Raw genomic sequence first — 23,462 nt, forward strand, 5'->3', positions numbered from 1 at the left:
GGGAACGCATGCGAAAAATAACTTGTAATCATTGAAAGATAGACTGATGTTGCAGAATGTGATGTGAAAAAAGAGAGGAACGCACATCATTCCACGTTGATCAATTACAGGTGGTAGGAAAGAAATTTTATGAGTGAGGAGGAATGATCAATATCAGTGCGGGAGGTGGGCAAGCAAGGAATTGAAACAAGAGTATGGAATTGTTTTCTTGACCTTGGTGAGTTGTCTGTCAAATATACTGGGAGCGCTCAAATCAGATCAAGTTATTCTAAAACGTTCTTCGGTGGCGACTCCTCATTTCATTTCAGGTGGTGTCGGCCACCGATATGTCAGACGGTGGCCAATGTGCCTATACACTCCCAAATGCCATGCCCGTTATTTCCTTTAGAAAATCAGCGTCACTGAGAACTGTAAGATGCGCCCGGTATCCAGCTTCTCTTTATCCTGAACCGTGAGTGACCATTTTCCCTTTGGATTTTTGCCTGCTAATGCCAGGAGGTCCGGTGTCGTGGTGACATCGTAGGTAGTGTGGATATTGTCTGTCCCGCCTCCAATGCGATTGTGGAGCAGAATGGGCGAGGCCCCTGTTGAATTGGGCGGGACCACCTTTATGATTAAATCACCGATATAGGAATGTTCAATGTCCACTCCGATTTTGACGGAGGTGGGTACTGTGGTCTCGGCCACTTGAACAGAGAGTCGTGAAGTTTGAAGATCGCGAATGGGAATGACGGCGGTGGAGGCATGAACGGTGGTGGGAGTCGGAATGGCTGGTGCAGCCAACTCAACAGCGCGTTTGGCATTGATCCGTCCATATCCATATAAGGTGCTATGGCCGTTGGTGTCATATTTTCCCCCACTTGGATCGATTTGATCACACGAGCGCTTGAGGAGATCTTTAACCTCATCCCAGCGCAGTGAGGGGTTGCGAGCGAGAATGAGGGCGGCCACTCCTGCGACACCGGGACAGGCGCTTGATGTGCCGCCAAAATCGTTGACATAATTGCCTGCCGCATCGCCTCGACTCACTTGTCCGGGATTGTATCCTGCTGACGCCGAGCGATCGGTGGTCCAAATTCCCGGGATGGGGAGAACGGTATCGTTGCTGGGAAAGGTACACCAAATGGCCTTGCCGAAATCGCTATAGGCACTCTTTTTCCCTTTGGCGTGGCAGGCGGCCACGCCAATCACTTTTTCATAGCTGGCGTATCCATCGTTATCGACACTTTCGTTCCCGTTTCCGGCGGCCCAGGTGATCACACAGCCTTTTCCGTTGCGTCCATTGGCGACGGCCCAATCTATGGCAAGTCGGGTGGAATCCGGCAGGGGAACCAGGGTGTGATGAAGGGGATCGCGGGGGTCCCACCAGGCGCCATCTTCAGGCCCCCAGCTACAGGAAATGACATCAGCACCATGTTGCGCGGCCCAGATAAATGCATCAGCCTCGGCCTGTGAGCCTAACGGGGAGACATAGCGAATGGCCATCAATCGGGCTTTGGGAGCGACCCCGGCGGCACCATGAAAACCGTTGCCGGTGGCGACGCCTGCACAGGCGGTTCCATGATTATCCCGGCTACCGGGTCGAGGATCGTCAGTGGCGCGTGTCACATCGCGAGGAGCGAGAAGTTTTCCAGAACTGGCAAACTCTTCGTGATCAAGATCCATCCCGTCATCGATGATCGCGACAGTGGTATTTTCTCCTTCACTGAGTGCCCAGGCGGCCTCCACGTTGGCATGGGCATCATAAACCGTTCCATCAATCGTGGTCTTTTTCAGGTGCCATTGTTGTGGAAATGCGGTGCGCCATCCCATTTGTCTGACAAGTTCAGGGTGACAGAGTTCCACATATTTATGCCGCAAAAGACTTTCGGCAATGGCAAATACCTCTTGCCCTGTGCCCTCCGGCGCTTCGACAAAGAAGGTATTGCGAGCATATTCCAGTACCCGTTTGATTCCGAGTCCGGAGGCTTTCAAGATTTTCCGACAAGTGGATTCGGCCAGGTCATCGTCAAATTTAACAAAAAGATTTTCGGTGTACAGCACCGGTTTTTTTGATTGAGGATCGACCAGGACCCGACCGGCAAATTGCACGTCTTTTACCGATTTAATAGTGGTGCGGATTGCTCCTCGCGCACTCGCGCGTCGAACGTTTTGGGGATAGCGAAAGATTTCCACGCCGGCATGTTGAAACCGGTGGACCGGCTCAAGATCGTCCAGGGCTTGCCGGGCTCTAAGCGACTGCGCTGCAGCTTCCAACGGTCGACGACTCTGAGTTCGCACGACGACGAGCTCTTCATCGGTTTTCAGCCTGAACGATTTCCCGTTTTGTCCTCCATAACGAAATGACAGCATGGGTGGTCTCCTTCTGTGTGAATTGGCAATGATCCTTGGATTTGCTCCGCATTCCTTCGTAGAATGACGAATGCCTTTGAACGATCCGTTTTCCCACTTTCCTCTAAGGATGACCGTGGTAGCCCAAGCGGTATCCCGTGTCTATGTTCGTGAGTTCGACTGCTTTGCGGTTCATGGGCCGGTCCCTCCCGCTTTGATTACGTCGGTGTTGTACTCTTTTGATGATCCGGTTATCAACGTGTGCCGGGGTGAGGTCTCTGACCTCTCGACGTTTCCTGCCGACCTCACGCTGACACCGGTCTATCGTCTTGAGCCCAATGGTCCGCAGGGAGTGCCGTCTGGCAAGGTGTTTATTCGTTTCCAGTCCCACGTCCCCGTCGAGGGCCGGCGGCAAGAATTAGAGGCGTGCGGGTTCTTAATTCGTGAATCACTTTCCTATGCGCCTCATGCCGCATGGCTTGAGAGTTGTGATGGGAATATTGCCACGGCGCTTCATGGTATGGCAAAGCTGCGTGACCTCAACCACATTGAGCTGGTTGAACCGCAGATGTTGATGCGGCGGATGCAGCGGTCCCGAGATGATCCCCCACCGAATCCACCACCTTAAGAGATTCTCTCCGAATAATCTTACCGGTTTCGGACCGTCAGGGAATCCGTAGGGAGAGCAATGCGTTGGCGGGTATGGTCGGTGATGTTGCCGAGAGCTTTCATCACCCAATTGTCTGATTGCAGGGCTCCGACGACGGTCACCGGAGTCCCTTCTTTAGCCAGATGAAAGACGGCATCCATGTCTGTATTGGATAAGGCAATGCAGCCATTCGTCGTACTGTTGCCATTGGGTTGTTGTCCGTGAATTTCTATGAGACCTCCGATGCCGCGTCGCGCCGTCAGGCCGCCCTTGAGCTTGGCTTTCTGGAAGCGTCGACGATGCTCGTTGGTTGGATAATTGAGTAAGAGGGCTTTATGGAATTTGGTGGATCCCGGTCCTTTCTTCTGCTGGATGTGAAACTGCCCCTCCGGTGTTGCGCCATCGCCTTCCTGTAACTTGTCCTGAAGTCCTGAAAACCCGAGATCAATGTAAAAACGGCGCAGCGGTTTTCCATTACGATAGAGCACGAGTTGGCGGGAGGCTTTGATAACCACGATGGCCGTGCCGCCTGTCCTTGAAGACCAATCCACTGTGTTAGTGGCCCAAAGGTTCCACTTGGCAAGTTGTGAGAGGGTTCCATACCGTTTCATTTGGGCCATGACATGAGCCTCAACGGGTGCAAGAGAATCTCTTGCCTGTCCAAGAAGAATATGAGCGTGATTGTCAGGGTCTTGCCCGAGTCGAGAGGCGGCCTGGTTCAGTAACCCTTCTGTCACGGAGAGTGCGCGCAGATTTCGTCGAACATCAAATATCCCGGTCAATGCCCGTAAACGGGTTACTTGCCGACGTTCAGATTCTAATGCGGTTGTCAGTTGCTGGTGTCGAGTGGATTTTTGGTGCTTGGAGACTTCAAGAAGGGCCGAGCCTTCTTGCAGCAGGTTTTGGTAGGTTGCCTGAAGCGTATGGGTGTCGGCGGTCGGCCACCAGCGCGCTTGTTCTCTTCGCCATTGCATCCGGAGATCGATGATGGCTTGATGAAATGCGCGGTATCGTTCCAGGGAATAAGCTTCCGCGCCATGGCTCCACACCTGTTGGTCGAGCAATTCAAGGTGAGGTGGGAAGATTTGGGGAAGGCGATCTGCCTTCCACCAGCCCACAAACAGAAAAGAAAACATGATGAGGGCTCCAGCCGCCAGCCAAACTGCCGGTTGCTTGGCTGGTTGTCGGCCGGAGCCCCACCATCGCATGTGTTATGCCTTCTTGTGTTTTCCGGTCTTCTGAATAGCCTGTGCGACCTGTTCAGTGACGCGGGAGGCTAAGGCTTGAACGGATTCGGCTTTAGCCTTTACGCCAATATAGTCTTCCGTGGCCATAATGGCGTCAATTTCACCCAATGTGGTTTCTGCTGCTTGCAGGTCTCCCCGTAAGGCTTGCAGGTCGGCCTGGGTTCCCTTGCCCGCTGGCGCTTGGGCCAACTGATTTTTGGCTTCTTCTAATGAGGTTTTGGCTAGGACCACGGCCCCTTCGGCACCGGTTTTCGCCAATTGCTTGCTGGCGATGGATTCGGTTTTGGCTTTTTCCGCATCCGCTACGACCTTGACCAAAATGGCATTTGCCACTTCATAGTTGCGTGTCAGCATAAAGGCATCGTCCTGCACTGCGATTTCTTCTTGCGCTTTTTGATATTCGTCCTCAGCAACACGCAAGGATTCAGGAGCATATTCCGCCGCACCGGCTTGCTTGGCAGCCTGAAGAGCTTGCAATGCCGAGTCAGTCCCCTGGATGGGTTTTTCGGCACAGGCCACGAGCATGATGCCGAATAACACTGCCAGAGCCGCCGTTTTAAATGATTGAATCATCATTCCCATGTTTGTCAATTTCCTCCTTCATAATTGAGGGAGAACACGTTCTCCCCCTTGGTTATGGTTGTACGAGCCCGGCCCACGATGCGTGAAAGGGGCGAATTACTCCCCCTCGTTTACGAAATCCACGGACTTATCAGAAAAGCACGGCGTTGTTTTATCCCTGGTATGCTTGGGTAAGACATTTTAGATAAGAGGAGCGTGAGTTCTTTTGTTCGCTTCCTGTTTCCTGAGCGGCTTTTTCTGCAAGTAAATATAATGAGCAAAGAAGATGCCATGAATCTGTGACCATAAAAGAGGACTAAGGGGAGTATGACATGAAAAAAGAACCTCTTTTGAGTGAAAAACAAGGAAAATGATCGAACGATGCGGGATTACCCATGGACAGCATGTCCTGGTAAAGAAACTTTGTCCTGAATTTCTCTAAGAGAAGTAAATGAAAAATCAATTGGACTTTGCTGGGACGCATGGAAGTTTTTGGATCGGTGTGACATTAGTTTAGGAAGATCCAATTTATTGAATAAGGGGATCGTTGAACTCCCGTTCGATGCAAGCCCTATTCAATCGGAGTTCTTATTTGTCCCGTAAAACTCTTTGTAAGAATGAAAAAAAAGGCTTGGAGACAGAAATTACGTTCAGTCTAAAAGCACGATGACGGCCAGAATGATCAACTCCGTGGTTGGAGGGGTTGGGCTATTCGGTCTTTAATAAGTGAGGCATGACATACGCGTGGAGGTGAGGTGTGAACAAGCGAAAGATGCGGGCAGGTAGACTGCTCGTGAAGCTGAAATCACTCGATTGCGGACCTGCCACCCGGGCGGTAATGTTTCGATGGGTTATCAATCCCTTGAGGGTGTATTTCCCGCCGTTTGCGGCATAAACGATGCGTGTGAGCGAGTACATTGATAAGAGATGACCCACGGAGATTCCGTGGGTCACGTGATGAACCTCGAACGGGGAAACCTATCCGACTAGTTGCGCTACAAGATTTTGAGAAGACCGGTGGTTGTGTTTTCGGAGTTTAGTCCATTTGCCGGTAGTAGAAGGAATTGATTCTAAGGTCGGTTGGTTAGCATGTGTAGGCTGGTTTTTACCAGTTAGGGTATCTTCCACCCGTTGAAGTTCATTGAGATGGGACTGGTGCTGTTCCAATTCCCAAGCCACCGCTTTTGAAAGTTGCGCCACCTGTCTTCGTAATTGGTTCATGGCGTGCTCATGTTGTAATAATTCGCTTTTGCGAGCCATGCTTATGTACCGGCTATCTACATACATCATTTGTTGAACCCTCCGTGTGGTGAAAACTTACACTTTCAATGAATTGATGAATTCGATTGCCCGTTGCTTTGTTAGGCAAAAGCAAATGGGTTGCCACATTCAATCTTGGTGAGGATTTGACGCGTAAGGCCTTGAATATTCAATGGAATTTTCCTGTTAAGTACTCAGCAGATTTATGCCAGATTTCTGAGATGGGTGAATGCGGGCAATGTTTTTTACAATGAGTACAACACGATTCATTTCTTGTTAAGCATCAGTAGAAGTGTGATTACATCTGCCATCAAGCGACAAGAACGTGGGAAAAATTTTCGACAAAACCTCGTATTCACGAGCTCTTTAATTTTGAGGCAGATTGGGACATGCTGTGGAATGCCTCACATTCCGAGTACCTTGCTGAAAATTTGAGAATTTGATTGCTTTTAAGCGATTTCTATTTTGGGATGGCTTTGAATTCATGTTATGAAGAAGAAAGAATGATGTGGATAATGATATTGAATATAATAGGGTTTTAGCTGTTATTATTGGTTTTGGTGCTGGAACGCATGCGTGTGTTTTCTCGGCAATCCTCCTGTTTCGCAAGGATAAATGGCGAAATTGACTCATTCTGCTCATTTGAATGTTTGGGCCAGCTTTCCATACGAAACAGATATCATCTTCCAATAGTTGAATTTGTGGTTTTCAATTTTCAAAAAAATCAAAGACTTTAGAAAGCCGCTTGAAATCCAATTGGTTGTCAAATCGTTGAATTCAGCTTGGATATTGATTGAATGACAAATCCCAAAACCTTTTGCCAGAAAGAGGGTATCCCTATTAAAAAATTATCTTCAGCACAATTCCGCATGCAATTGCTGGATATTATGGCTCGGAAACATCATTGGGCCTGGCCACAGTTTGTCGGGCCATCCATGTCTAAACAGCAGCTCAAAATTCATTTCCAGCAGGAGTATATGTCATATGTTCGGGACTTCCCGGTATTCCTGGCCCGCATTCATGGGCAAAATCCTCCGTTAGAAGTCCGAAAAATGTTAGCCGAAAATATTTATGAGGAAGATACCGGGATGCTTTCATTGGGGACTTCACATCCAGAACTCTTTATGAGAATGATGGAGGGATTAGGGTTTCGCCCACGCGAATTTGAGAAGATTCAGTTGTTGCCTGCTACACGGCGGTATCGGTCATGGTTGGAGCGGATTTCTAATAGTTCGGATTGGGTCTTAGGCGCAGCCGTTTTGACGATTTTTGTCGAAGGCAGCGTCAATGATCGTCAGGAACTGCTCCACACGGTCAAATCAAAAACTCCCCGGCAGATTCATGAAAAAATTAAACATCATCCATTGGTCAAGCATCAGGGGGTATCGCCCCAAGCCATGGATCTCATTCGAGCGCATCAAATGGTTGAGACCGGTCATCGTCATGATGCCTATGGGATAGTGGTCCGCTATGCCGGCACTCGTTCCCATCAAGAGAAAATTCTGGCCGCGATGAAAAAAACATTGGACCTTTGGCTTCGCTATCGAGATGGAGTTGCCCGTGCTTGTGGATTAAAGAAAAACGAGAGTGAAAACCGCTAATACGATGAGCCCTTTTCCTTGTTATATTTGAAGATCGATAGAACACGAAAACGTTTTTCATCTGGATCTTTTCGGGCATTTCCTCCACAATAGACTTTTCCAATTTTGAAGTAGGAGGGAAGAGACATGGCCACAATTGGGCAATTCATGACACGGAATCTGAGTTTTGTGACTGAAGATGCCAGCATTCAGGAAGCGGCTACACACATGTATATGAGGCGGATTGGTTCCATGTTGGTGAAGCAGGAGTCTGAATTTTCCGGAATTGTGACCGAAACGGATGTAGTGCGTGCGGTAGCTGAACAACCTGCCCAGATTGAACGCTTGAAGGTGAAGGAACTGATGTCCAGCCCCATCATAACCGTAGACCGGAATATGTCTGTTCATTATGCCCGGGATCTTATGGCCGATCGAAAAATTCGTCACTTGGCTGTCACCGGAGAAAATGGAGAAATCGTTGGAATTATATCTGTGCGAGATCTTTTGGCCTACTTTAAAACAGTAGCGAAGGAACTTAAAACATCTGAAGAGGATAAGTGAACCTGGCTATAGCTGAGGAGGGAAGGTATTGAATCACTAAAATGATTGCTGGTGATGAGACATTTCTGGTGAGCTTACTCAATTTTTTCTGCCTCGGCTTGTTGAATCAGAAGGGTCAGACGTTCTTCTTCCTGACGAATCCGCGTAATCCGTTGCTCTATCCAGGGGCCGATGTGTTCTTTTTTTGATTTGGCTTGACCCTCCAAGACAGCAATTTCCTCTCGAATCGCTTCACGCTGCTCTTTTAACCCCTCTATCTGTGCCATGGCGTCGGCTTTGTCAAAGATCAGTGATTCAGGATTACTCTCCCCGGCGTTTTCTTCTCCATGCGGCAAATCTGGGGATTGGGGTGGCAAGACTCGAATGCCATCCTCTAGCTTGCGTTGATTCATGACGACGGGAGAGACAATTTCGATTCCGGCATTATGTAACGTGGTGAGCATTTTCGCGCGAAGATTTGACCGTGCACTAAGAAGTTGCTTGACCTCCACTAAAAACCCCGACACCCGATAGGTTACGGAATAATCGCCGAGTTCCATGATGTGGACGAACGGGTCTTTGAGATTGGCCGCAAGAGCCGATTCGGCTAGCAGTTTTTCAATGGTCTTGTGGGAAATATCATAACCTAACGATACTGTGGCGGAAACAATCGTGCCTGAGGAGCGGAGTACTGTAATCGGGTGAGAAACTAAGAATAAGTTGGGAAGAGTCGTGAGGTCGCGTTCTTCTGTTTGTATTTCCGTGTGAAACAAGCCCCGTTCTGTGACCCGGCCGAATTGATTTTCCACGCGAAGAAAATCACCCAATCGAAAACTTTGCATGCCCCGCAACATAAAGCCTGCCAGGGCATTCGAGACGAAGGTGGTAGAAGAAAGAGTAATGACTGCTGTGATCAACAGGGCCAGTAGTTGGAAAAGCTCTTTGTGCGTTTCTCTGTCGAGAGGCAGGGCCAGAAGAATGAGCACAATCCCGATCCCCACCAGCAACAACATTCCCACACGGGCTGAAAAACGATCTTCCTCCTTCAGTCCCCCATTGCGGCGAAAGAAAAACCAATGAGCAAACCATAAACCTGAGCTGACCAGTGCGAAGACGAATAAAATTGGGAGAAAGATCGGGAGAGCGGCAAAAAAGTGGTCAAGGAGCGTCATAATGTTCAGAACAGATAATACCACATTATGCCCGAATTCAGGGGTAGGATAAAGCTAAAAGAGCAATTGAATAAGTAGGAGGAGGGTAGGCCAAAAGGACTCCTCCTCGAATTCCCCTCTCCGTTCAGGGAAGCGAGTGGGAGTCTTTTCCTGGAGCCCACCAAAAATACAGAAAGTACAATCTTAAGCAAACCAGTTGAGTTGTCGTGAGGCTATGGCATCGGCCACGGCGGCGGTTAATTTTTTCCGATCCACCGGTTTGACCAAATAATCGGTTATGCCTTGTTTCATGAGTTGCGTGGCCAGATCGATATCGGGAAACCCGGTTAGGACGATCAACGGCACGCTGGGGTATGCACGTTGAAAATATTTTATGGCTTCTATGCCATTGATATTGGGCATCCGAATATCCGTAATAACGACATCAATGATCATCGGATTCTCTCCTTCGTTGAGGATGTGGATAGCTTGCGCGCCGTCTTCCGCCTCCGCCACGTAATAGCCGTCCTTTTCCAAGGCCATTCGAACCACTTTTCGAATGGCGGCTTCATCATCGGCGACCAATACTCCGCCACGATAGTTTTGGCCGGAAAACATTCCTGCCGTTCGTTGAGTGGTGCCCGGTACATAATTCGTGTTCATTGCGAATCCTCCTTGAAGCCTCGTATGAAGTTGAATGAAATCTCTCCCCCAAAAACCCAGCTGAACTCTTCCGTATAGTATGAAGCATGAATAACCATCAGTATCTTGCAACGAGTGTGCCCTGTTGGCCTGATATGGGAATGTGGCCTTGTTTTGGATAACAGCCCTGAAAATTAATAGGAAACATGGGAAGGCTGTTTGGATTTTTTATGAACAGGAGGAGAAAGGTTCAAAGGAGATGTATACCGAAGATTCACCTCGTACCCATCGTAGGCATTTTGATTGAATGGAGCGACCTGAGAAGCCGGAGGAAAAATGAGCTCATTGAAGATGTGAAAATAGATTCTCCAAATTTTTGAGTTCGTTGTGATATGGCTTGAAGAGGGAAATTGGGTGGAGTCACATTGTAAGCTTGCGGGCAATCACGGAGGTGGTGGAATGGTACAAGCCCCAATGGGTGGAGTTTTGTGAGAGTTTGACGTACTGTTGAATGTCCTCGGGTGAGCATAACCCGGTCTTTAAATATTCCTGTTCGAGGACCAGAGCCGATTCCGCCATTACTTTGGCCATTGGCGAATTTCCCGGACACAGATGCATGAGAGATTGAACCCTGACGATATGAAATCCTGATTCTTGCAGTGTGTGCGGAAGCCGGAGAGCATAGGCCGGATCTAATCCGACATTGATGAACATCTGGCAAATGGCTCGGTTCACTCTTCCTTGCGGCGTCTCTTGCTTCTGGTCGGGCAATGTTGCCGAGGTGAAGTCCGGTTCTTCGAATATCGCCCAGCCTCCTGGTTTAAGGAGAGAAAACAATTTTTTCAGAATGGCTCCCGCTTCTTGATTATGAATCAGGACATACCGGCAATGAAGGAGATCAAAAGATTGTTCTAATTGAACATTAAGAAAGGATCCTTGGTAAATTTGAACATGGGGAGCAACCTCATGGTGAAGATAGGTGATTTTCTGGTCGACACCCACAGCTAGTCCCGTCGGTCCAATTTGATTTCCCATCCACCGCAAAATGGATCCTGCCCCTGCCCCAAGCTCCAGACAATGCCACCCCGGTTGAATTCCCGTTTCTTCCAATAGCCTGATGGTCGTCGGATCGTTTGCGGCTTCAACCAATTGTAACCGTCGATATTCACGGTCTTCAGATTTGTTGTCGAAAATATACTGACTCATCACCGTTCCTCTCCTGTCGGTTGTTTCATGATATCCAAGGCCGCATGGCATCCGGTCACATACCCTGTCGCCCAGGCCCATTGAAAGTTAAACCCGCCGATGCGGCCATCGCAGTCCAACATTTCTCCAATCACATAGAGCCCTGGCATGTGTCGGGAGCCCATGGAATGAGGGGATATTTCTTCAAGAGGGACTCCTCCGGCCGTGACTTCGGCAAAGTTCCATCCACGTGATCCGATGATGGGAAGGCCAAGGTTCGTGAGTGTCTGGACCAGATTCCGGCGAGCCTCCTTGGATAGGAGATTAACCGGAGTGTCAGAAAGAGCAGGTTGTTGGATATCCGCCAGCATAGTGGCTACACGCGTTGGTAACCGTTCCGCTAGTAGTGTGGGGACGAGTTTTCGTCCGGCCAGGGAAGCTGCCTGAATCAGCCATTTCTCCACATCTTGGTTGGAGGGTTGAGGGAAGCAATCGAGATGAAGACGGACATCCTCTCCTTGCGCGGCTGCGCGAACCCAAACCCGGCTGGTATCCAAAACCACCGGTCCACTGATGCCGAAATGTGTCCACAACAAGCTGCCGGTGCGACGATCGATGGTTTTTCCGGCTACCGTAGTCGTGAGTGTTACGTCATGGGAAATGCCTGATAGCTTTGCATGAAAAAACGAGGGCTCAAGGAGTAAAGGCACCAGGGCAGGATAGGTGGCGGTGACCGTATGTCCCAACTGTTGGGCCAATCCCCAACCCGATCCATCGGATCCGGTTTTGGGGAGGGACCGGCCACCCGTCGCGAGAATGGCTCGTTTGGTCCGAAGCGTTCCATGGGAATGTTGGATCAAGAATTCCCCTCCTGCCCTGGTCAGGTCCCGAACGAGGTGGTGAGTCAAAAGAGAAACGTTCAGTGCCTCGCACCGCCTGAGAAGCCCATCGAGGACTGTTCGGGCTTTGTTGCTTTTGGGAAATAGTTTGCCGGTGGCTTCGGTCTGTAATGGGACCCCCAAAGAGTCAAACCATCGAACGGTGGCCTGTTCGTCGAAGCGTCGAAGAATGCGTTCAATCAACTTTCTGTTCCCGTGAAAGTCGGAAGCGGTGACACGTTGATTGGTGACATTACATCGTCCCCCACCGGAGACGAGGATTTTGGCCCCGAGGGTTTTGGCGCCGTCCAAAAGAGCGATAGAAAGATTGGGGTTTGTCTCCGCAGCAAAAATGGCGGCTGCCAGCCCTGCTGCTCCAGCGCCGATGATGGCGATGTCGATATTTGAAGGCATAGGCAACGTCGGGAGCGAGCGAGAATCTATCCGTGTTGGGAGTCAGACGGTTTACGAAACAAGACGACGTTCTTGTGCAAATAGATGATTTCTCCTCCCCATCGTGAATTCAACCATGCCCAGGTCTCGTGTGAGAAAAAGCAGACATGCGTCGGATCTTTGATGTAATACCAATCCAGAAACGGTCGATCGGGTGGTGCCAGTTGGGTCATGATTCCCAATATGCCATTAGCTTTCAGTCGTGCCCATAACCGGTCAAATTCCTGTCCGGGATGGTGCAGATGCTCGGCCACTTCCGTGGCCGTGATGAAATCATAGGTCTGTTCCAGGACTCCAGGATTGTACGCATAAAAGGGGTCGTAAATCGACATGGTATGTCCGGATTCTTGAAGCATGAAAGAGAGAGTTGGACCCGGACCAGCCCCAAAATCCAATCCGGAACTATTGGGTCTCAGGTGTTGGTGGAGTGGTTCGGCTAATTGGTTTAAAAACTTTCGATAGCCCGGGTCTTCAGAATTATTTTCATGGTGATCGTACTGTTTTTTTTCCTCGTTGAGTGAGACGTAATAGGCGGGAGGAACGAAAATGAGCCGACACTGTCCACAGGAGAAGTATGGTCGACACTGGTCACTTCCCACTAATGTGGGTTCCGGTTTACAACATAGTGGACAGTTATGAGGAATAGCGATATGTCCCCTGCGAGAAAATTCAGGATGAGCATGGAGTGGGTTTGTACTCCGCGTTCATTCGTTGATTCCGGTAGGGGACGGGTCGATTGTGCAGCGCCTGTGACAATTATCGATTCCTTCCATCGGCACAAGCGATACAGAGGGGGGCGGTGGGATCCACGTCTAATCGTTTCCTGGAAATTTCTTCCTCGCACCTCAGACACCAGCCGAATTTGCCGTTTTCGAGCCGTTGGAGGGCTGATTCGATACGCTGCAATTGAATGTGTCGACGTTGTTGAGCCGCTTGAGCCATGGCTTGTTGTTGGAGGGCATCCATTCGTGAGACGCGCCCGATCGTCGTTTGGTCCAGTTCCACCGGTTGGGCTGCTTCCTGCCCGGTGGAGGATACGGCCTGCAATTCGTCCTTGAGGTTCAGGAGCGTTGTTCGAAAATGGTCGTAATGAGAAGTCGGCTGTGTCATGAGGGCAAGAATCAAAGAGGGTTATGTGTTTCTTGTCCTATACTATGGATACGAGAGAACGGGCATAGGACGCTATTGGGTTTGGAGGATGATGGAAGCAATGTACCCCAGCCAGACCGTGAAAGGCCAATAATCGACAAAAGGAAATTAAAAATCCTTCAGCAGGGAGAGCACATTGAAAAAATATTGAAGGGGTTAATCAAGTTCCAGGAAGAGGTGTTTTTGAAAAAGAAAGAGTTATTCGCCGGGTTGTCCGGTCATCAAAAACCAAGAGCCGTATTTGTGACCTGCTCAGATTCACGGATCGATCCGTCATTACTCACTCAGACTGAACCGGGGGAGTTGTTTATTATTCGGAATGCAGGCAATTTAATTCCAACCTACGGAGCGGCTATCGGGGGCAGTACGGCCTCTCTCGAATATGGGATTTCGGTCCTCCAAGTCAAAGATATTATCGTGTGCGGACATACGGATTGCGGTGCCATGGGGGCTTTGTTGCATCAGGAGAAACTTCAGGAGCTTCCTGCTGTCAAAGCGTGGCTTCAGCATGCCGAGACCACCGTGCGTATAATGAAAGATTTATACACGCATTTGCACGGAGATGAGTTATTTGCCGCCGTCATACGGGAAAATGTGTTAGTTCAACTCGATCATCTAAAGACGCATCCGGCTGTCGCAACGGGATTGCGCCGGGGAAATTTGCGCCTGCATGGATGGGTCTATTCCATAGGAACGGGTGAAGTGTGGGTGTATGACTGGGAGAAAAGAAGTTTCATCGATCCTCGAGAAAGAAAAAGCCCAACTATCGTTTGAATAACTGCACTGAGGCTGTCTTTGGTGAGAGTCTGCCAAAATTTGCGAATGGGAGGCTTCTTCGTAGGCAATTATCGTAGGTGGGTGGCTCGAATTGCTACATGGGATAAACCATCATCAATCCGAGCCATGAAAGTATATTACAGGTGCATGAAAGGAATGCTCGAACTATCTCGGCCACCGTTTCCAGGCATTACTTTGTGAGTCAAACCACCATTGAGGGCCACTTAGATAGATTCTTTTATGGCATTCCAAGGATTCCTGGTGCTCGTTAGGCCATTCCTTCCAGGTATTGTTTTGAGAGTCAAACCACCAGTCCGGCCCATCCATGTTTAGATTCTTATGTTCCTCGATAGTCCACTGAGGTTTCTCTGAGGGCCATTCCTTCCATGTATTGTTTTGAGAGTCAAACCACCAGTCGGGGTGCTGAAGATATAACAGCTTATGCCCCTCCAGGGTAATTCTTCCTTCACTGTCCCACAAGTCGGCATGTTGTTGACAAAAGTCATTGCGTCTCATGTTGTCTTGCGCCCAGCCATAGGTAGCGAATGTGCAGCTGAGCAGAAGAAAAATAGCAGTCATATGCCCACATTTTTTCATTGGCAGACTCCTTTTTTACGAAAGCCGGAAATTGAATAATGACCTCATGGGTTCCTGTCCTTTCTCCTTTTGGACCAAATGATGGAGAGGTTTTCCAGATCAGGCCATTATCTGGAAAAATTTAGAAGAAAGGATGAATTCTTTGAATTGTAATCAACGGTTGGAGAAGAATCGTAGAGATAATTTTGGTAGAAGAATCCGGATTATGTCTAACGGAAGAGTTGTGGTCCTATAACAACCTTCGGCAATAGGCATTCCGATGGTTTGCAATGGATTGATGGCGTGGGGAAGAGAGAGCAAGGTAAGGGATTAAAGGCTGTAATCCCGTTTGGAAGGGAATTCTTTCTATGCAACCGGGAAATAAGTTCTTTGTCAGCATGATCAATACGGGTCAAAGGCACTGGACACGTGTCAGGGTGTTTTGATCAGTGTGGTGAAACACCTCAGGTCGCCCCGCAATCTGTAACTGCGTATCTTCCTTATAGCTGAACTTCCAGGTTTCGTTAATGGTGACAGATAATTCATATCGCACCGTTTTCGCAGCCTGATCCAGATAGGGATTTGAGAGAATTCCATACACACCGGATCCCGCGTCAGCGGCCAGGTGAAACTCTTTTGCGTCGGGCTCCGAAGTCCCGCCTGCATTCACCATGACGCCCCGAGGAACCATAAAACACCGCATCACCTGTTTGCTGGCCGCATCCCATAACCAATACCCCACTTCCTCGTGAAACGGCTGTTCCTTGATCAGCGGCCAGGCAATGGTCGAATAACGGAGGCCATAAAGCACCTGCAAACCATTTATTACAGGTCCTATTGGTTCAAACTGCAATCGTTCTCGAAAATGAGTTTCGTGGCCACCCTCTTTGACTGGTGCGAGATCGACACCCTGATCGCCTTCCCAGAGTCCGGCTAGAGAAGCGAGTGGACCCAAGTGTCTAAGAATTTCGGCATCAGCGGCATCGGGATGATCTGCTTTGGTCATGAGAATAGGCTCCTTTCAGGAAAGTGTGAGGAGGAACGGACATAGAACTTTTTTGGAATCTGGCGTAACCGACTTTACCAAATCGTACAAATGGTTTGTGAATGTTTTTTAAAACCACCAGATCCGCATTGACTGCATCCAACGAATACTATGAATGGCCAGGCCTGCTAATTTGGGGACGCTCAGTTGCACGGGTTTGGATTTTAAGCATTGGATGACATGGGCTGAAGCCTGATCGGCAGTCATCATTAGTGGTTTCCAGGAGTTCTTGGGCAGCTTCGTATCCACAAAACCAAAGCGAATATTGGTCACGTATATGCCATGCGATCGGAGCTTGAAGGCTATTGAAATCAAATAATTGCTGAAACCGGCCTTTGATGCCGTATAGGAAGGGGAGTCGGCGTTGTAAAAATCATCGGCGAGACTTGATAGGCCGATAAAGTGTCCCTGTCCTTTCTCAAGCCAGCCCGGCGCGAGGGCGGCCAGGGTTCGTACCATTGACGTGAAATTCACCTCAACAACGCGCGCCTCCTGTGAGAGATCAGGCAGGGTCAAACGCGAGCCAATGGCCGCGCAATATATGCAGGCGTCAAAAGGCTCTTCTTCGGCAAGAAGCGTTTTCAGAATCTGCGGATACTCGGGAGCGGCGATGTCCTGCACGATATGTCGAGGCCCATCCCGACCGAGTGGACTAGGACTCCGGGAAATACCCACGACTCGATCTCCCTGAGCTAACAGCGCCCGGGTCACGGCTGCGCCAATGCCGTCGGAGTTGCCTATGAGTAAATAGGTGTGTTGCATGGGCTTTTGAATACCAGAGTCATAAAATCTTCTCAATCCTGACATGAAAGACATGGTATGTGAAGAGAAGAATCAACATGCATCAATGTCCGTCTTAAGGGAGGCTTGAGTTGTTTCCGGAGTGTGGTCTGGCACTGATAAATTGGAAGTGATGAACTTCCTCCGCTTGCCTTTTGAAAGGGCAATTACCCTACTCAATATTCCTAAACCAGGCGTTGTGGGGAGACTTCAATTGGTGTAATAAAGAACTTGTGTGATGAATGCGACGTTGGGGTTGGTCATGTTCGTGTCGCTGGTTTTTTGATTCTTTCGTCCATCCGATGTGGAATGCTAAGGGGTGGTGTATGTGCAGCGGAGGTTTATCCTCAACGTTCATTTAAAAGCGAAACTATGGAGGCTGAAATAGGATGGGTATCCCGTCAAGATCTAGCCTGGGAAAAATTATGGATGTGACAGGTGGGCCTTCGACCTGGTGCCTGTGGTTGGTGTGTGCGCTTTTCTGGACTTGGCTGTGGATGCTGGTTTGGCCCCGGGTGGATAGTCTTGGGTTAGTTTTAGGTTGTGGTGTGGCCTTAGGGTTTGGTCTGGGTATTGGATTGGGGTTTCTCTGGAAGTGGATGGGGCTATGGCTATGGGTCTGGTTATTAGCCTATGGTTGGTCATGGGCCCTGCTTTGGTTATATCTGGCTCAGGTTGTCTGGCTATAGTTTTGCCCTATTTACCTACTGCTATTCCTTCGAATTCGTAGGCTCCTGGCGGGAATTTGGCCAAAAAGTCTCTGATGACTTGCTTGGCTTCTTCGTTTGGTCCAATGCATTTTCAGGTAAATGGTCTGGTTCCGATGCAAAGGTCAATTCGCTTAATTCCTGAGGTCCGAGCTCTCTTCGGGTATTGATGTTGAAGATTGTTCGTTCTCTGACGTCAGAGATCTGTAAACTTTTCATGTGCCCACCGTCAACGAAAGCTTGGAGCTCAATATCGTGATCGATCGTCTCAGTGAAAATCCTGGTGGCCTTGAATGGCAGTTCATTGTTGTCTCCGGCTGCCAGCAAAGGGCTGGTCAGTACGGTGGTGATGAGGCCAAAGGCAAAAGGCACAACTTTTTGGGGCCGGTATTCCCGTCAATCCTCTCATCTTTGACAAAGGCGGACAGCTGGCAGCCCATTCCTGAATGGGCCATCCGGGTCTGGGCTTGACCTTCGCCAGATAATCCTGGAAATGATTCGCTATCCTGCCTGATTGTCACCAACAGTCTTCTGTACATTTTCTCGGGGGTTGGCTAGGATGGGTGGGCATATCTGTCGATTCTGCCCCTACGAACATGAAGAAGAACATTACGATGTTTGTCTCGTATGCACGGGCCAATCGTGATCTGGCGACCAGATTTTTGAAAAAGTTCAAAGAGCAGGCTGCGCCCTCCAAGCTGTATCACTATACCTTCTGGCGGGATAACGATATTCTGGTAGGCGAAAAATGGCACGAAGAAATTCAGCATGCTATAGAAGAATGTGATGTGGGGTTGGTCCTGGTCAGCCCGGCGTTTCTCGGATCACAATACATTCAGGATCACGAGCTTCCCACGTTTGTGAAGAGTGGCGGCAAGTCCGTTATTCCGGTCATGTTGCAACCGATTGATCTGGAGCACCATGATTTGAAAGGCTTACAACATACGCAAATCTTTCGGCTGCATCGCCCGCGTTTTTCCTCGTCTAAATCCTACGGGGAATGTTCGGGTTCCCATCGTGATCAATTTGCGTTGGAAGTGTTTCGGCAGATCGAAGCCCGTTTGGATACAATCTCGGAAAAATAATCCCTGAGAAGACCAAGTATTTCTGAACCCTCCGTCCAAATGATATTTTTCCTATTACATGCCGATCAAAAATTACTCCCATGACTGAACCAACGATCACGTGTCCCCAGTGCAAAACGGAAATCAAGCTGACGGAATCGCTCGCGGCCCCACTTCTCGAAGCCACGAAGCGGGACTTCGATCGACGATTGGCTCAAAAAGATGCGGATGCCGCCAAGCGGGAAGCGGCTCTGCGCGAGCGCGAAGCTGCCTTGGCCAAATCTCAGGAAACGTTGGACGCGCAAGTCGCCGACAAACTGAAATTCGAACGCGGCAAAATTGTGGCGGAAGAAGCCAGAAAAGCCAGGCTGGCTCTCTCAAACGATCTGGACCAGAAGTCCAAAGAAATTCTTGAGATTCAGGGGATACTTAAACAAAAGGATGAAAAGCTGGCGGAAGCCCAAAAAGTCCAAGCCGATCTGCTCCGAAAGCAACGGGAGCTGGATGACGCCAAACGCGAGTTGGATCTCACCATAGAAAAGCGCGTACAGGAAGGACTCACCGTCACGCGGGATCAGGCAAAAAAAGAAGCCGAAGAAGCGCTCAAGTTTAAAGTCATGGAGAAAGAGCAGACGATTACTTCCATGCAAAAACAAATTGAAGAACTTAAGCGTCGTGCCGAACAGGGGTCCCAGCAACTTCAGGGCGAAGTGCAGGAGCTTGAACTCGAAGCGATGCTCACATCAAAATTCCCCCTGGATCAGATTCAACCCGTGGCAAAAGGCGAGCATGGGGGCGATGTGCTGCACCGGGTATCCAGCTCAATCGGCCAAGCCTGCGGAACCATCTTGTGGGAATCAAAGAGAACCAAAAACTGGAGTGATGGCTGGCTCATCAAGTTACGCGAGGATCAGCGGCAGGCCAAGGCTGAAATCGCGATCATCGTCAGCCAAGCCCTGCCCAAAGAAGTGGAAACATTCGAATTTATCGACGGCGTCTGGGTCAGCCATCCCAAGGTCGCTCTTCCCCTGGCCATTGCCATGCGTAATACCCTCATGGAGGTAGCTGGTGCCCGCCAAGCCTCGGAAGGGCAGCAAACCAAAATGGAAATGGTGTATCAATATTTGATGGGTCCGCGCTTCCGTCAACGGGTGCAAGCGATCGTAGAGGGGTTTTCCTCGATGAAGGGGGACCTTGATAAGGAGCGGAAAGTCATCATGAAGCAATGGGCTAAGCGTGAAGAACAAATTGATCGGGTCATGATGGCGACGGTGGGCATGTATGGGGACCTTCAAGGCATCGCTGGAAAAACCATGCAGGAAATTGAAGGGCTGGAACTTCAAGCCTTAGATGCACCCAAGGACGAATCCGACGGAAAATTGTTGTAAGAACTCCCGCCTCTGCTTTCGCCAATAAAAGCAAAGGTTTGGTCTTCGCACGATCATGCCCGTATCGACTCATTCTCCCTAATCTTGCCGCCACGTGCCACAATTCTCCTGAGTCATTGTGGTATCTAGCAACATTTCTCATCTTTACTTTAACCTCTGGTTCCCGGCCTTCTCTGGTTTTTGCCTTCGGTTCCGGGGGACTAGCCTTTCCGGTAATAGGTTTGTCCTGTACAGCCAAGTCGCTTCCTTTAAAAAATGATCATTGCTGGAAGGATGGGAGAGGTTCCTTTTCAGTGTCGTGTGGATTGGGGCCTCACAGCACACGACACCGGTTTGGGGAAATTTGTCCATCTGCATCCTCTAGCGAGTGAGGCAAATAGCCTCATTTCCATGATTGAAAAATGAAAACAGTAGAAAAAACTCACGTTAATATTGGCACGCAATTTGGAAAGACTTATCGAAGGAGAGGCAAGAGCCGAGTCTATATCACAAAAGAAGGAGACAGTTCTGATGAAAATATTGAAGCAAAAGATTCAATCGAAAACCTGGATCATCGTCGCAATGGTTTCCTTCGCCTGTGCTTCGGTGTGGGCGGGAAGTGCCGGGGATCTTCAGCCCCGGGTCCCATCCGATCGCATAGAACAGGCTCTGTCCTTTACCAATCCCTTCACCCCCACAGAGGAATTTATTGCGAGCGGAAAAAAATTATATGAAGGCAAGGGCTGGTGCGCCTACTGCCATGGCTGGGAGGGCACAGGGGCACCGACCGAGGGTCGAACCTTTCCTCCTGATATCAAGATGCCAACCAATTTTGCGGATGCCGCCTGGCAGGCAGCCAGAAGTGATGGGGAGCTTTTCTGGGTTCTGATTCATGGGAGTCATGGTACGGATATGGTGGCGTATATGCCGCAGTATATTACGGATAAGGAGGCCTGGCAGATCATTGCCTATCTCCGAACTTTTGGAAGAACCTAATGGCGCATCTATGTTTATAAGAAGACAGGCGATCGGGTGAACGGGCATCATTTCTTTTTCATATAGAGAGAGATATGTAGGGAGGGACATCATGCAAAAAAACCACTTCAGAATATGTCAGATGACAGGGGTTGCCGCTCTGATGGTGGCTGTCCTGTCAGGTTGTAGTCACTATGGGAGTCACAACATATCGAAAACGGCGAACGCGACGATTCAAGGCTGTACGGACCCGGCCATTACGGGAACCGCCACTCTCAAAGAATTTGAATCTGAAGAAGGGATTAAAAAACTGTATGTCCAGATGGAGGTGAACGGATTAAAGGATGGCAAGCATGCCGTCCATATCCATGAGGTCGCAAGCTGTCAACCATGCGGGGCTGCAAAAGGCCATCATGATCCAGGGCCTTTTGGCAAGTCTACACCTGACGCACCGGACTTCAATCATCCCTTTCACATGGGTGATCTGGTCAATATGACGGTCGTCAACGGAGTCGGAACACTCCATGCGGTGACCACCAGGGTTGCCTTATCGGATGGCCGGTTAAGTGTGTTTGATCATGATGGCAGTGCGTTCATTATTCACACGAACGAAGATCTCTATTGCGATCAAGATAGCGAACTCAATCCGGGATGTGCCGGAGGCGCCCGTGATGCCTGTGGAATCATTGAACCGGTATCATTGATGTAGGCAGAGCAGCCTCGATTTGACCGGGGGGCAAATGAAGGCGTTGGCACATTCCGCGTGCGGTTGCAGGATACCCAGAAGGAAAGACAGAAGGAGGCATGATGAGACAGACATTTCAATGGACAAGTGGAGTTATCCTGGCGCTGGCGGTGAGTGGATCCCCGGTGGCGGCCCAGGAACATGGTCATCAACAGATGATGATGCCACGCGTCCCGGCGGATAAGCTGGCTGAAGCCAAATCCCTGAAGAGCCCGTTGCCGTCCTCACCGGAAATCGTCGAAAAAGGCAAGGCGATCTATGAGGGCAAGGGCACGTGTATCAATTGTCACGGTGTCAGTGGACGCGGCGATGGCCCGGGTGCCGCGACCCTCAATCCCCCGCCTCGGGTGTTTCGGTCACATGGCTTTTGGAAGCATCGGTCTGAAGGGGAAATTTTTTGGGTGATCAAATATGGATCGCCGGGGACCGGGATGATTCCATTTGGTGGAATGCTTTCGGATGAAGAGATCTGGACAGTGATGCAATATGAGCAAAGTTTTTCCGGAGGATCACATGGCGGAGGGAGAGGTCCTCAGGGAGGCCAAGGGCACCAGGGTCGGGGGATGATGAAGCACTGAATTGTTCGGTGTAGAAGAAAGGCAGGTGATGGGATTGAATGTTGCTGGGATAGGTTGTCGAACAGCATGCGGATTTATCAAAGGAACCCTTCTTCTTGCCTGGATGCTTGCAGGCTTGTTCGTCCCAGCAGGAGCGGCTGACCTCACGAATGAGGGAGAAGGCATCGTACAGTCCACCTGTGTTGGTTGCCACCGAATTCATGGCGCGCCAATGCCGCGCTCCACAAAACAGGCGCCGGACTTGATCTGGGCTGGTAATAAATATCAACGGGACTGGTTAGTGGCCTGGCTCCAAAATCCAAAGGAAAAACTCTATCCGGTCGGTTACGATTTTAAGTTCAAGCGCAAGGGGCGGCATCTTGCGCTCTTACCCGGAGAAGCGGAAAAGGTGGCCGATTTCTTGAGCACCCTGAAGGATGTGAGAATCACCGAAGGCATGATGAAACCGGGCACATCGGCAGAACTGGCCAGGGGGGAGCAACTTTACCGCGAGCATGTCTGTCAAAATTGCCATTGGACGCCAGCGGACAATCGCCGTGGCTATACGGGTGGGACGTCCAGTACGTCTTTCGTCAATATGGGGAATCGTCTCCAGGCGGATTGGGTCTATCGCTTCAATTTGAACCCTGATGACTTTGTTCCAGGAAGTGGAGCCTATATTCCCAAGCCTTCCCTACCGGAGACGGATATCTACGCGATCACGGCGTACATGATGACCTTCAGATAACCATAATAGACATCCACAAGAGAGTGACAGATGCACCGGTGCTTCAGTTGGATGAAACATAAAAACCATATGAGGAATTTTTCGATAGTGGTCCTGGGGCTAGCGTTAATACTGGTCATGACAAGCCCGGCTCTTGCCGGTGGGGGGGATGTCGAAAAAGGTCAAACGTTGTTTCGAAAAACTTGCGGGCATTGTCATGGATTAAACGGGAAGGGTGATGGTGCCATGGCCGGATACACCAACCCTCCTCCCGCCAATTTAACCAGTCAGAAAACTCAGTTTAAGTCAGACGATGAACTCAAAGATGTGATCAAGAATGGTCGACCGGGCACCTCCATGGTCAGCTTTAAAGATGCCATAGCGGAAGAACAATTAAACGATCTTCTTGCTTATCTCCGTTCCCTGAAACCGTAAAAGTTGATTCTCAAGATAATGGATTCTCTTCTGATTCAATCCTCAGAATGGCAACAATAAAAACCTTTTCATCATTCTACG

26 protein-coding genes are annotated in these 23,462 nt (G+C 49.6%); 14 read left to right on the forward strand and 12 right to left on the reverse strand.

The features are described 5' to 3' along the window. Positions 1-384: 384 nt before the first annotated feature. On the reverse strand, positions 385-2,352 hold the full coding sequence (locus PJI16_12110) for a S8 family serine peptidase (GenBank protein ID MDT3778302.1): 1,968 nt from the start codon (positions 2,350-2,352) through the stop codon (positions 385-387). 115 nt (positions 2,353-2,467) lie between these two features. Between PJI16_12110 and PJI16_12115 the strand changes: the two genes are divergently transcribed. After that, a complete protein-coding gene (locus tag PJI16_12115; GenBank protein ID MDT3778303.1) occupies positions 2,468-2,959 on the forward strand; it encodes a hypothetical protein in 492 nt (163 codons plus the stop codon). Positions 2,960-2,979: 20 nt separating this feature from the next. On the opposite strand, the gene PJI16_12120 is transcribed toward PJI16_12115, so the two are convergent. Together PJI16_12120 and PJI16_12125 are read right to left on the reverse strand one after the other, a co-directional pair. After that, entirely contained in the window at positions 2,980-4,188 is a 1,209-nt protein-coding gene (locus tag PJI16_12120) for a L,D-transpeptidase (protein MDT3778304.1), read from the reverse strand. 3 nt (positions 4,189-4,191) lie between these two features. After that, positions 4,192-4,809: a hypothetical protein gene (locus tag PJI16_12125; GenBank protein MDT3778305.1), complete on the reverse strand. Its 618-nt coding sequence runs from the start codon at positions 4,807-4,809 to the stop codon at positions 4,192-4,194. Positions 4,810-5,545: 736 nt separating this feature from the next. Between PJI16_12125 and PJI16_12130 the strand changes: the two genes are divergently transcribed. Then, positions 5,546-5,683, forward strand: coding sequence for a hypothetical protein (locus PJI16_12130; protein MDT3778306.1), 138 nt, complete (start codon positions 5,546-5,548; stop codon positions 5,681-5,683). 83 nt (positions 5,684-5,766) lie between these two features. Here the strand turns inward: PJI16_12130 and PJI16_12135 are convergent, their stop codons facing one another. Continuing rightward, complete coding sequence (locus tag PJI16_12135) at positions 5,767-6,078, reverse strand: hypothetical protein (protein MDT3778307.1); 312 nt, start codon at positions 6,076-6,078, stop codon at positions 5,767-5,769. Between the two features lie 767 nt (positions 6,079-6,845). Here PJI16_12135 and PJI16_12140 point away from each other — a divergent pair. Together PJI16_12140 and PJI16_12145 are read left to right on the forward strand one after the other, a co-directional pair. Then, positions 6,846-7,649 (forward strand): iron-containing redox enzyme family protein, encoded by an 804-nt coding sequence (locus tag PJI16_12140; GenBank protein ID MDT3778308.1) that lies wholly within the window; start codon positions 6,846-6,848, stop codon positions 7,647-7,649. Between the two features lie 126 nt (positions 7,650-7,775). Beyond that, a complete protein-coding gene (locus tag PJI16_12145; GenBank protein MDT3778309.1) occupies positions 7,776-8,189 on the forward strand; it encodes a CBS domain-containing protein in 414 nt (137 codons plus the stop codon). Positions 8,190-8,263: 74 nt separating this feature from the next. On the opposite strand, the gene PJI16_12150 is transcribed toward PJI16_12145, so the two are convergent. From PJI16_12150 to PJI16_12175, 6 genes are all read right to left on the reverse strand, one after another. After that, positions 8,264-9,340: a mechanosensitive ion channel gene (locus tag PJI16_12150; GenBank protein MDT3778310.1), complete on the reverse strand. Its 1,077-nt coding sequence runs from the start codon at positions 9,338-9,340 to the stop codon at positions 8,264-8,266. Positions 9,341-9,523: 183 nt separating this feature from the next. Beyond that, positions 9,524-9,982: a response regulator gene (locus PJI16_12155; GenBank protein MDT3778311.1), complete on the reverse strand. Its 459-nt coding sequence runs from the start codon at positions 9,980-9,982 to the stop codon at positions 9,524-9,526. 399 nt (positions 9,983-10,381) lie between these two features. Then, positions 10,382-11,167: a methyltransferase domain-containing protein gene (locus PJI16_12160; protein MDT3778312.1), complete on the reverse strand. Its 786-nt coding sequence runs from the start codon at positions 11,165-11,167 to the stop codon at positions 10,382-10,384. After that, positions 11,167-12,438 carry an NAD(P)/FAD-dependent oxidoreductase gene (locus PJI16_12165; GenBank protein MDT3778313.1) on the reverse strand — a complete coding sequence of 424 codons (1,272 nt, stop codon included), beginning with the start codon at positions 12,436-12,438 and terminating at the stop codon, positions 11,167-11,169. Before PJI16_12165 ends, PJI16_12160 begins: the two co-directional genes overlap by 1 nt. A gap of 26 nt (positions 12,439-12,464) precedes the next feature. Continuing rightward, the gene (locus PJI16_12170; GenBank protein MDT3778314.1) at positions 12,465-13,076 is read right to left on the reverse strand and encodes a class I SAM-dependent methyltransferase; all 612 of its coding nucleotides are present in this window, start codon (positions 13,074-13,076) and stop codon (positions 12,465-12,467) included. Between the two features lie 157 nt (positions 13,077-13,233). Next, complete coding sequence (locus PJI16_12175; protein ID MDT3778315.1) at positions 13,234-13,587, reverse strand: TraR/DksA family transcriptional regulator; 354 nt, start codon at positions 13,585-13,587, stop codon at positions 13,234-13,236. A 216-nt stretch (positions 13,588-13,803) separates the two neighbouring features. Here PJI16_12175 and PJI16_12180 point away from each other — a divergent pair, with 216 nt between their 5' ends. After that, positions 13,804-14,400, forward strand: a complete 597-nt coding sequence (locus tag PJI16_12180) for a carbonic anhydrase (protein ID MDT3778316.1) — start codon at positions 13,804-13,806, stop codon at positions 14,398-14,400. 991 nt (positions 14,401-15,391) lie between these two features. Here the strand turns inward: PJI16_12180 and PJI16_12185 are convergent. Continuing rightward, positions 15,392-15,985, reverse strand: a complete 594-nt coding sequence (locus tag PJI16_12185) for a heme-binding beta-barrel domain-containing protein (GenBank protein MDT3778317.1) — start codon at positions 15,983-15,985, stop codon at positions 15,392-15,394. 108 nt (positions 15,986-16,093) lie between these two features. Then, positions 16,094-16,786, reverse strand: coding sequence for an SDR family NAD(P)-dependent oxidoreductase (locus tag PJI16_12190; protein ID MDT3778318.1), 693 nt, complete (start codon positions 16,784-16,786; stop codon positions 16,094-16,096). Positions 16,787-17,193: 407 nt separating this feature from the next. Here PJI16_12190 and PJI16_12195 point away from each other — a divergent pair, with 407 nt between their 5' ends. From PJI16_12195 to PJI16_12235, 9 genes are all read left to right on the forward strand, one after another. Continuing rightward, entirely contained in the window at positions 17,194-17,493 is a 300-nt protein-coding gene (locus PJI16_12195; GenBank protein ID MDT3778319.1) for a hypothetical protein, read from the forward strand. 237 nt (positions 17,494-17,730) lie between these two features. Beyond that, positions 17,731-17,982, forward strand: a complete 252-nt coding sequence (locus PJI16_12200) for a hypothetical protein (GenBank protein MDT3778320.1) — start codon at positions 17,731-17,733, stop codon at positions 17,980-17,982. A 143-nt stretch (positions 17,983-18,125) separates the two neighbouring features. After that, entirely contained in the window at positions 18,126-18,596 is a 471-nt protein-coding gene (locus tag PJI16_12205; protein ID MDT3778321.1) for a toll/interleukin-1 receptor domain-containing protein, read from the forward strand. An 80-nt stretch (positions 18,597-18,676) separates the two neighbouring features. Then, positions 18,677-19,963: a DUF2130 domain-containing protein gene (locus PJI16_12210; GenBank protein MDT3778322.1), complete on the forward strand. Its 1,287-nt coding sequence runs from the start codon at positions 18,677-18,679 to the stop codon at positions 19,961-19,963. A 510-nt stretch (positions 19,964-20,473) separates the two neighbouring features. Continuing rightward, positions 20,474-20,938, forward strand: coding sequence for a cytochrome c (locus tag PJI16_12215; protein ID MDT3778323.1), 465 nt, complete (start codon positions 20,474-20,476; stop codon positions 20,936-20,938). A gap of 91 nt (positions 20,939-21,029) precedes the next feature. Beyond that, complete coding sequence (locus tag PJI16_12220) at positions 21,030-21,626, forward strand: superoxide dismutase family protein (GenBank protein ID MDT3778324.1); 597 nt, start codon at positions 21,030-21,032, stop codon at positions 21,624-21,626. Between the two features lie 95 nt (positions 21,627-21,721). Continuing rightward, positions 21,722-22,240 (forward strand): cytochrome c, encoded by a 519-nt coding sequence (locus PJI16_12225; protein ID MDT3778325.1) that lies wholly within the window; start codon positions 21,722-21,724, stop codon positions 22,238-22,240. 28 nt (positions 22,241-22,268) lie between these two features. Next, entirely contained in the window at positions 22,269-22,967 is a 699-nt protein-coding gene (locus PJI16_12230; protein ID MDT3778326.1) for a c-type cytochrome, read from the forward strand. Between the two features lie 69 nt (positions 22,968-23,036). Continuing rightward, positions 23,037-23,381 carry a cytochrome c gene (locus PJI16_12235; GenBank protein ID MDT3778327.1) on the forward strand — a complete coding sequence of 115 codons (345 nt, stop codon included), beginning with the start codon at positions 23,037-23,039 and terminating at the stop codon, positions 23,379-23,381. Positions 23,382-23,462 lie beyond the last annotated feature (81 nt).

This window comes from Nitrospira sp. MA-1 (assembly GCA_032139905.1).
Classification (GTDB): Bacteria; Nitrospirota; Nitrospiria; order Nitrospirales; family UBA8639; genus Nitrospira_E.

Excerpts from the sequence above, each read along its gene's own strand:
- PJI16_12210 (MDT3778322.1), top strand. The coding sequence starts at position 18,677 with ATGACTGAACCAACGATCACGTGTCCCCAGTGCAAAACGGAAATCAAG.
- PJI16_12230 (MDT3778326.1), top strand. The coding sequence starts at position 22,269 with ATGGGATTGAATGTTGCTGGGATAGGTTGTCGAACAGCATGCGGATTT.
- PJI16_12205 (MDT3778321.1), top strand. The coding sequence starts at position 18,126 with ATGTTTGTCTCGTATGCACGGGCCAATCGTGATCTGGCGACCAGATTT.
- PJI16_12185 (MDT3778317.1), bottom strand. The coding sequence starts at position 15,985 with ATGACCAAAGCAGATCATCCCGATGCCGCTGATGCCGAAATTCTTAGA.
- PJI16_12135 (MDT3778307.1), bottom strand. The coding sequence starts at position 6,078 with ATGATGTATGTAGATAGCCGGTACATAAGCATGGCTCGCAAAAGCGAA.
- PJI16_12215 (MDT3778323.1), top strand. The coding sequence starts at position 20,474 with ATGAAAATATTGAAGCAAAAGATTCAATCGAAAACCTGGATCATCGTC.
- PJI16_12140 (MDT3778308.1), top strand. The coding sequence starts at position 6,846 with ATGACAAATCCCAAAACCTTTTGCCAGAAAGAGGGTATCCCTATTAAA.
- PJI16_12235 (MDT3778327.1), top strand. The coding sequence starts at position 23,037 with ATGAGGAATTTTTCGATAGTGGTCCTGGGGCTAGCGTTAATACTGGTC.
- PJI16_12125 (MDT3778305.1), bottom strand. The coding sequence starts at position 4,809 with ATGGGAATGATGATTCAATCATTTAAAACGGCGGCTCTGGCAGTGTTA.
- PJI16_12150 (MDT3778310.1), bottom strand. The coding sequence starts at position 9,340 with ATGACGCTCCTTGACCACTTTTTTGCCGCTCTCCCGATCTTTCTCCCA.
- PJI16_12120 (MDT3778304.1), bottom strand. The coding sequence starts at position 4,188 with ATGCGATGGTGGGGCTCCGGCCGACAACCAGCCAAGCAACCGGCAGTT.
- PJI16_12110 (MDT3778302.1), bottom strand. The coding sequence starts at position 2,352 with ATGCTGTCATTTCGTTATGGAGGACAAAACGGGAAATCGTTCAGGCTG.
- PJI16_12220 (MDT3778324.1), top strand. The coding sequence starts at position 21,030 with ATGCAAAAAAACCACTTCAGAATATGTCAGATGACAGGGGTTGCCGCT.
- PJI16_12155 (MDT3778311.1), bottom strand. The coding sequence starts at position 9,982 with ATGAACACGAATTATGTACCGGGCACCACTCAACGAACGGCAGGAATG.
- PJI16_12195 (MDT3778319.1), top strand. The coding sequence starts at position 17,194 with ATGGGTATCCCGTCAAGATCTAGCCTGGGAAAAATTATGGATGTGACA.
- PJI16_12225 (MDT3778325.1), top strand. The coding sequence starts at position 21,722 with ATGATGAGACAGACATTTCAATGGACAAGTGGAGTTATCCTGGCGCTG.
- PJI16_12160 (MDT3778312.1), bottom strand. The coding sequence starts at position 11,167 with ATGAGTCAGTATATTTTCGACAACAAATCTGAAGACCGTGAATATCGA.
- PJI16_12165 (MDT3778313.1), bottom strand. The coding sequence starts at position 12,438 with ATGCCTTCAAATATCGACATCGCCATCATCGGCGCTGGAGCAGCAGGG.
- PJI16_12190 (MDT3778318.1), bottom strand. The coding sequence starts at position 16,786 with ATGCAACACACCTATTTACTCATAGGCAACTCCGACGGCATTGGCGCA.
- PJI16_12175 (MDT3778315.1), bottom strand. The coding sequence starts at position 13,587 with ATGACACAGCCGACTTCTCATTACGACCATTTTCGAACAACGCTCCTG.
- PJI16_12145 (MDT3778309.1), top strand. The coding sequence starts at position 7,776 with ATGGCCACAATTGGGCAATTCATGACACGGAATCTGAGTTTTGTGACT.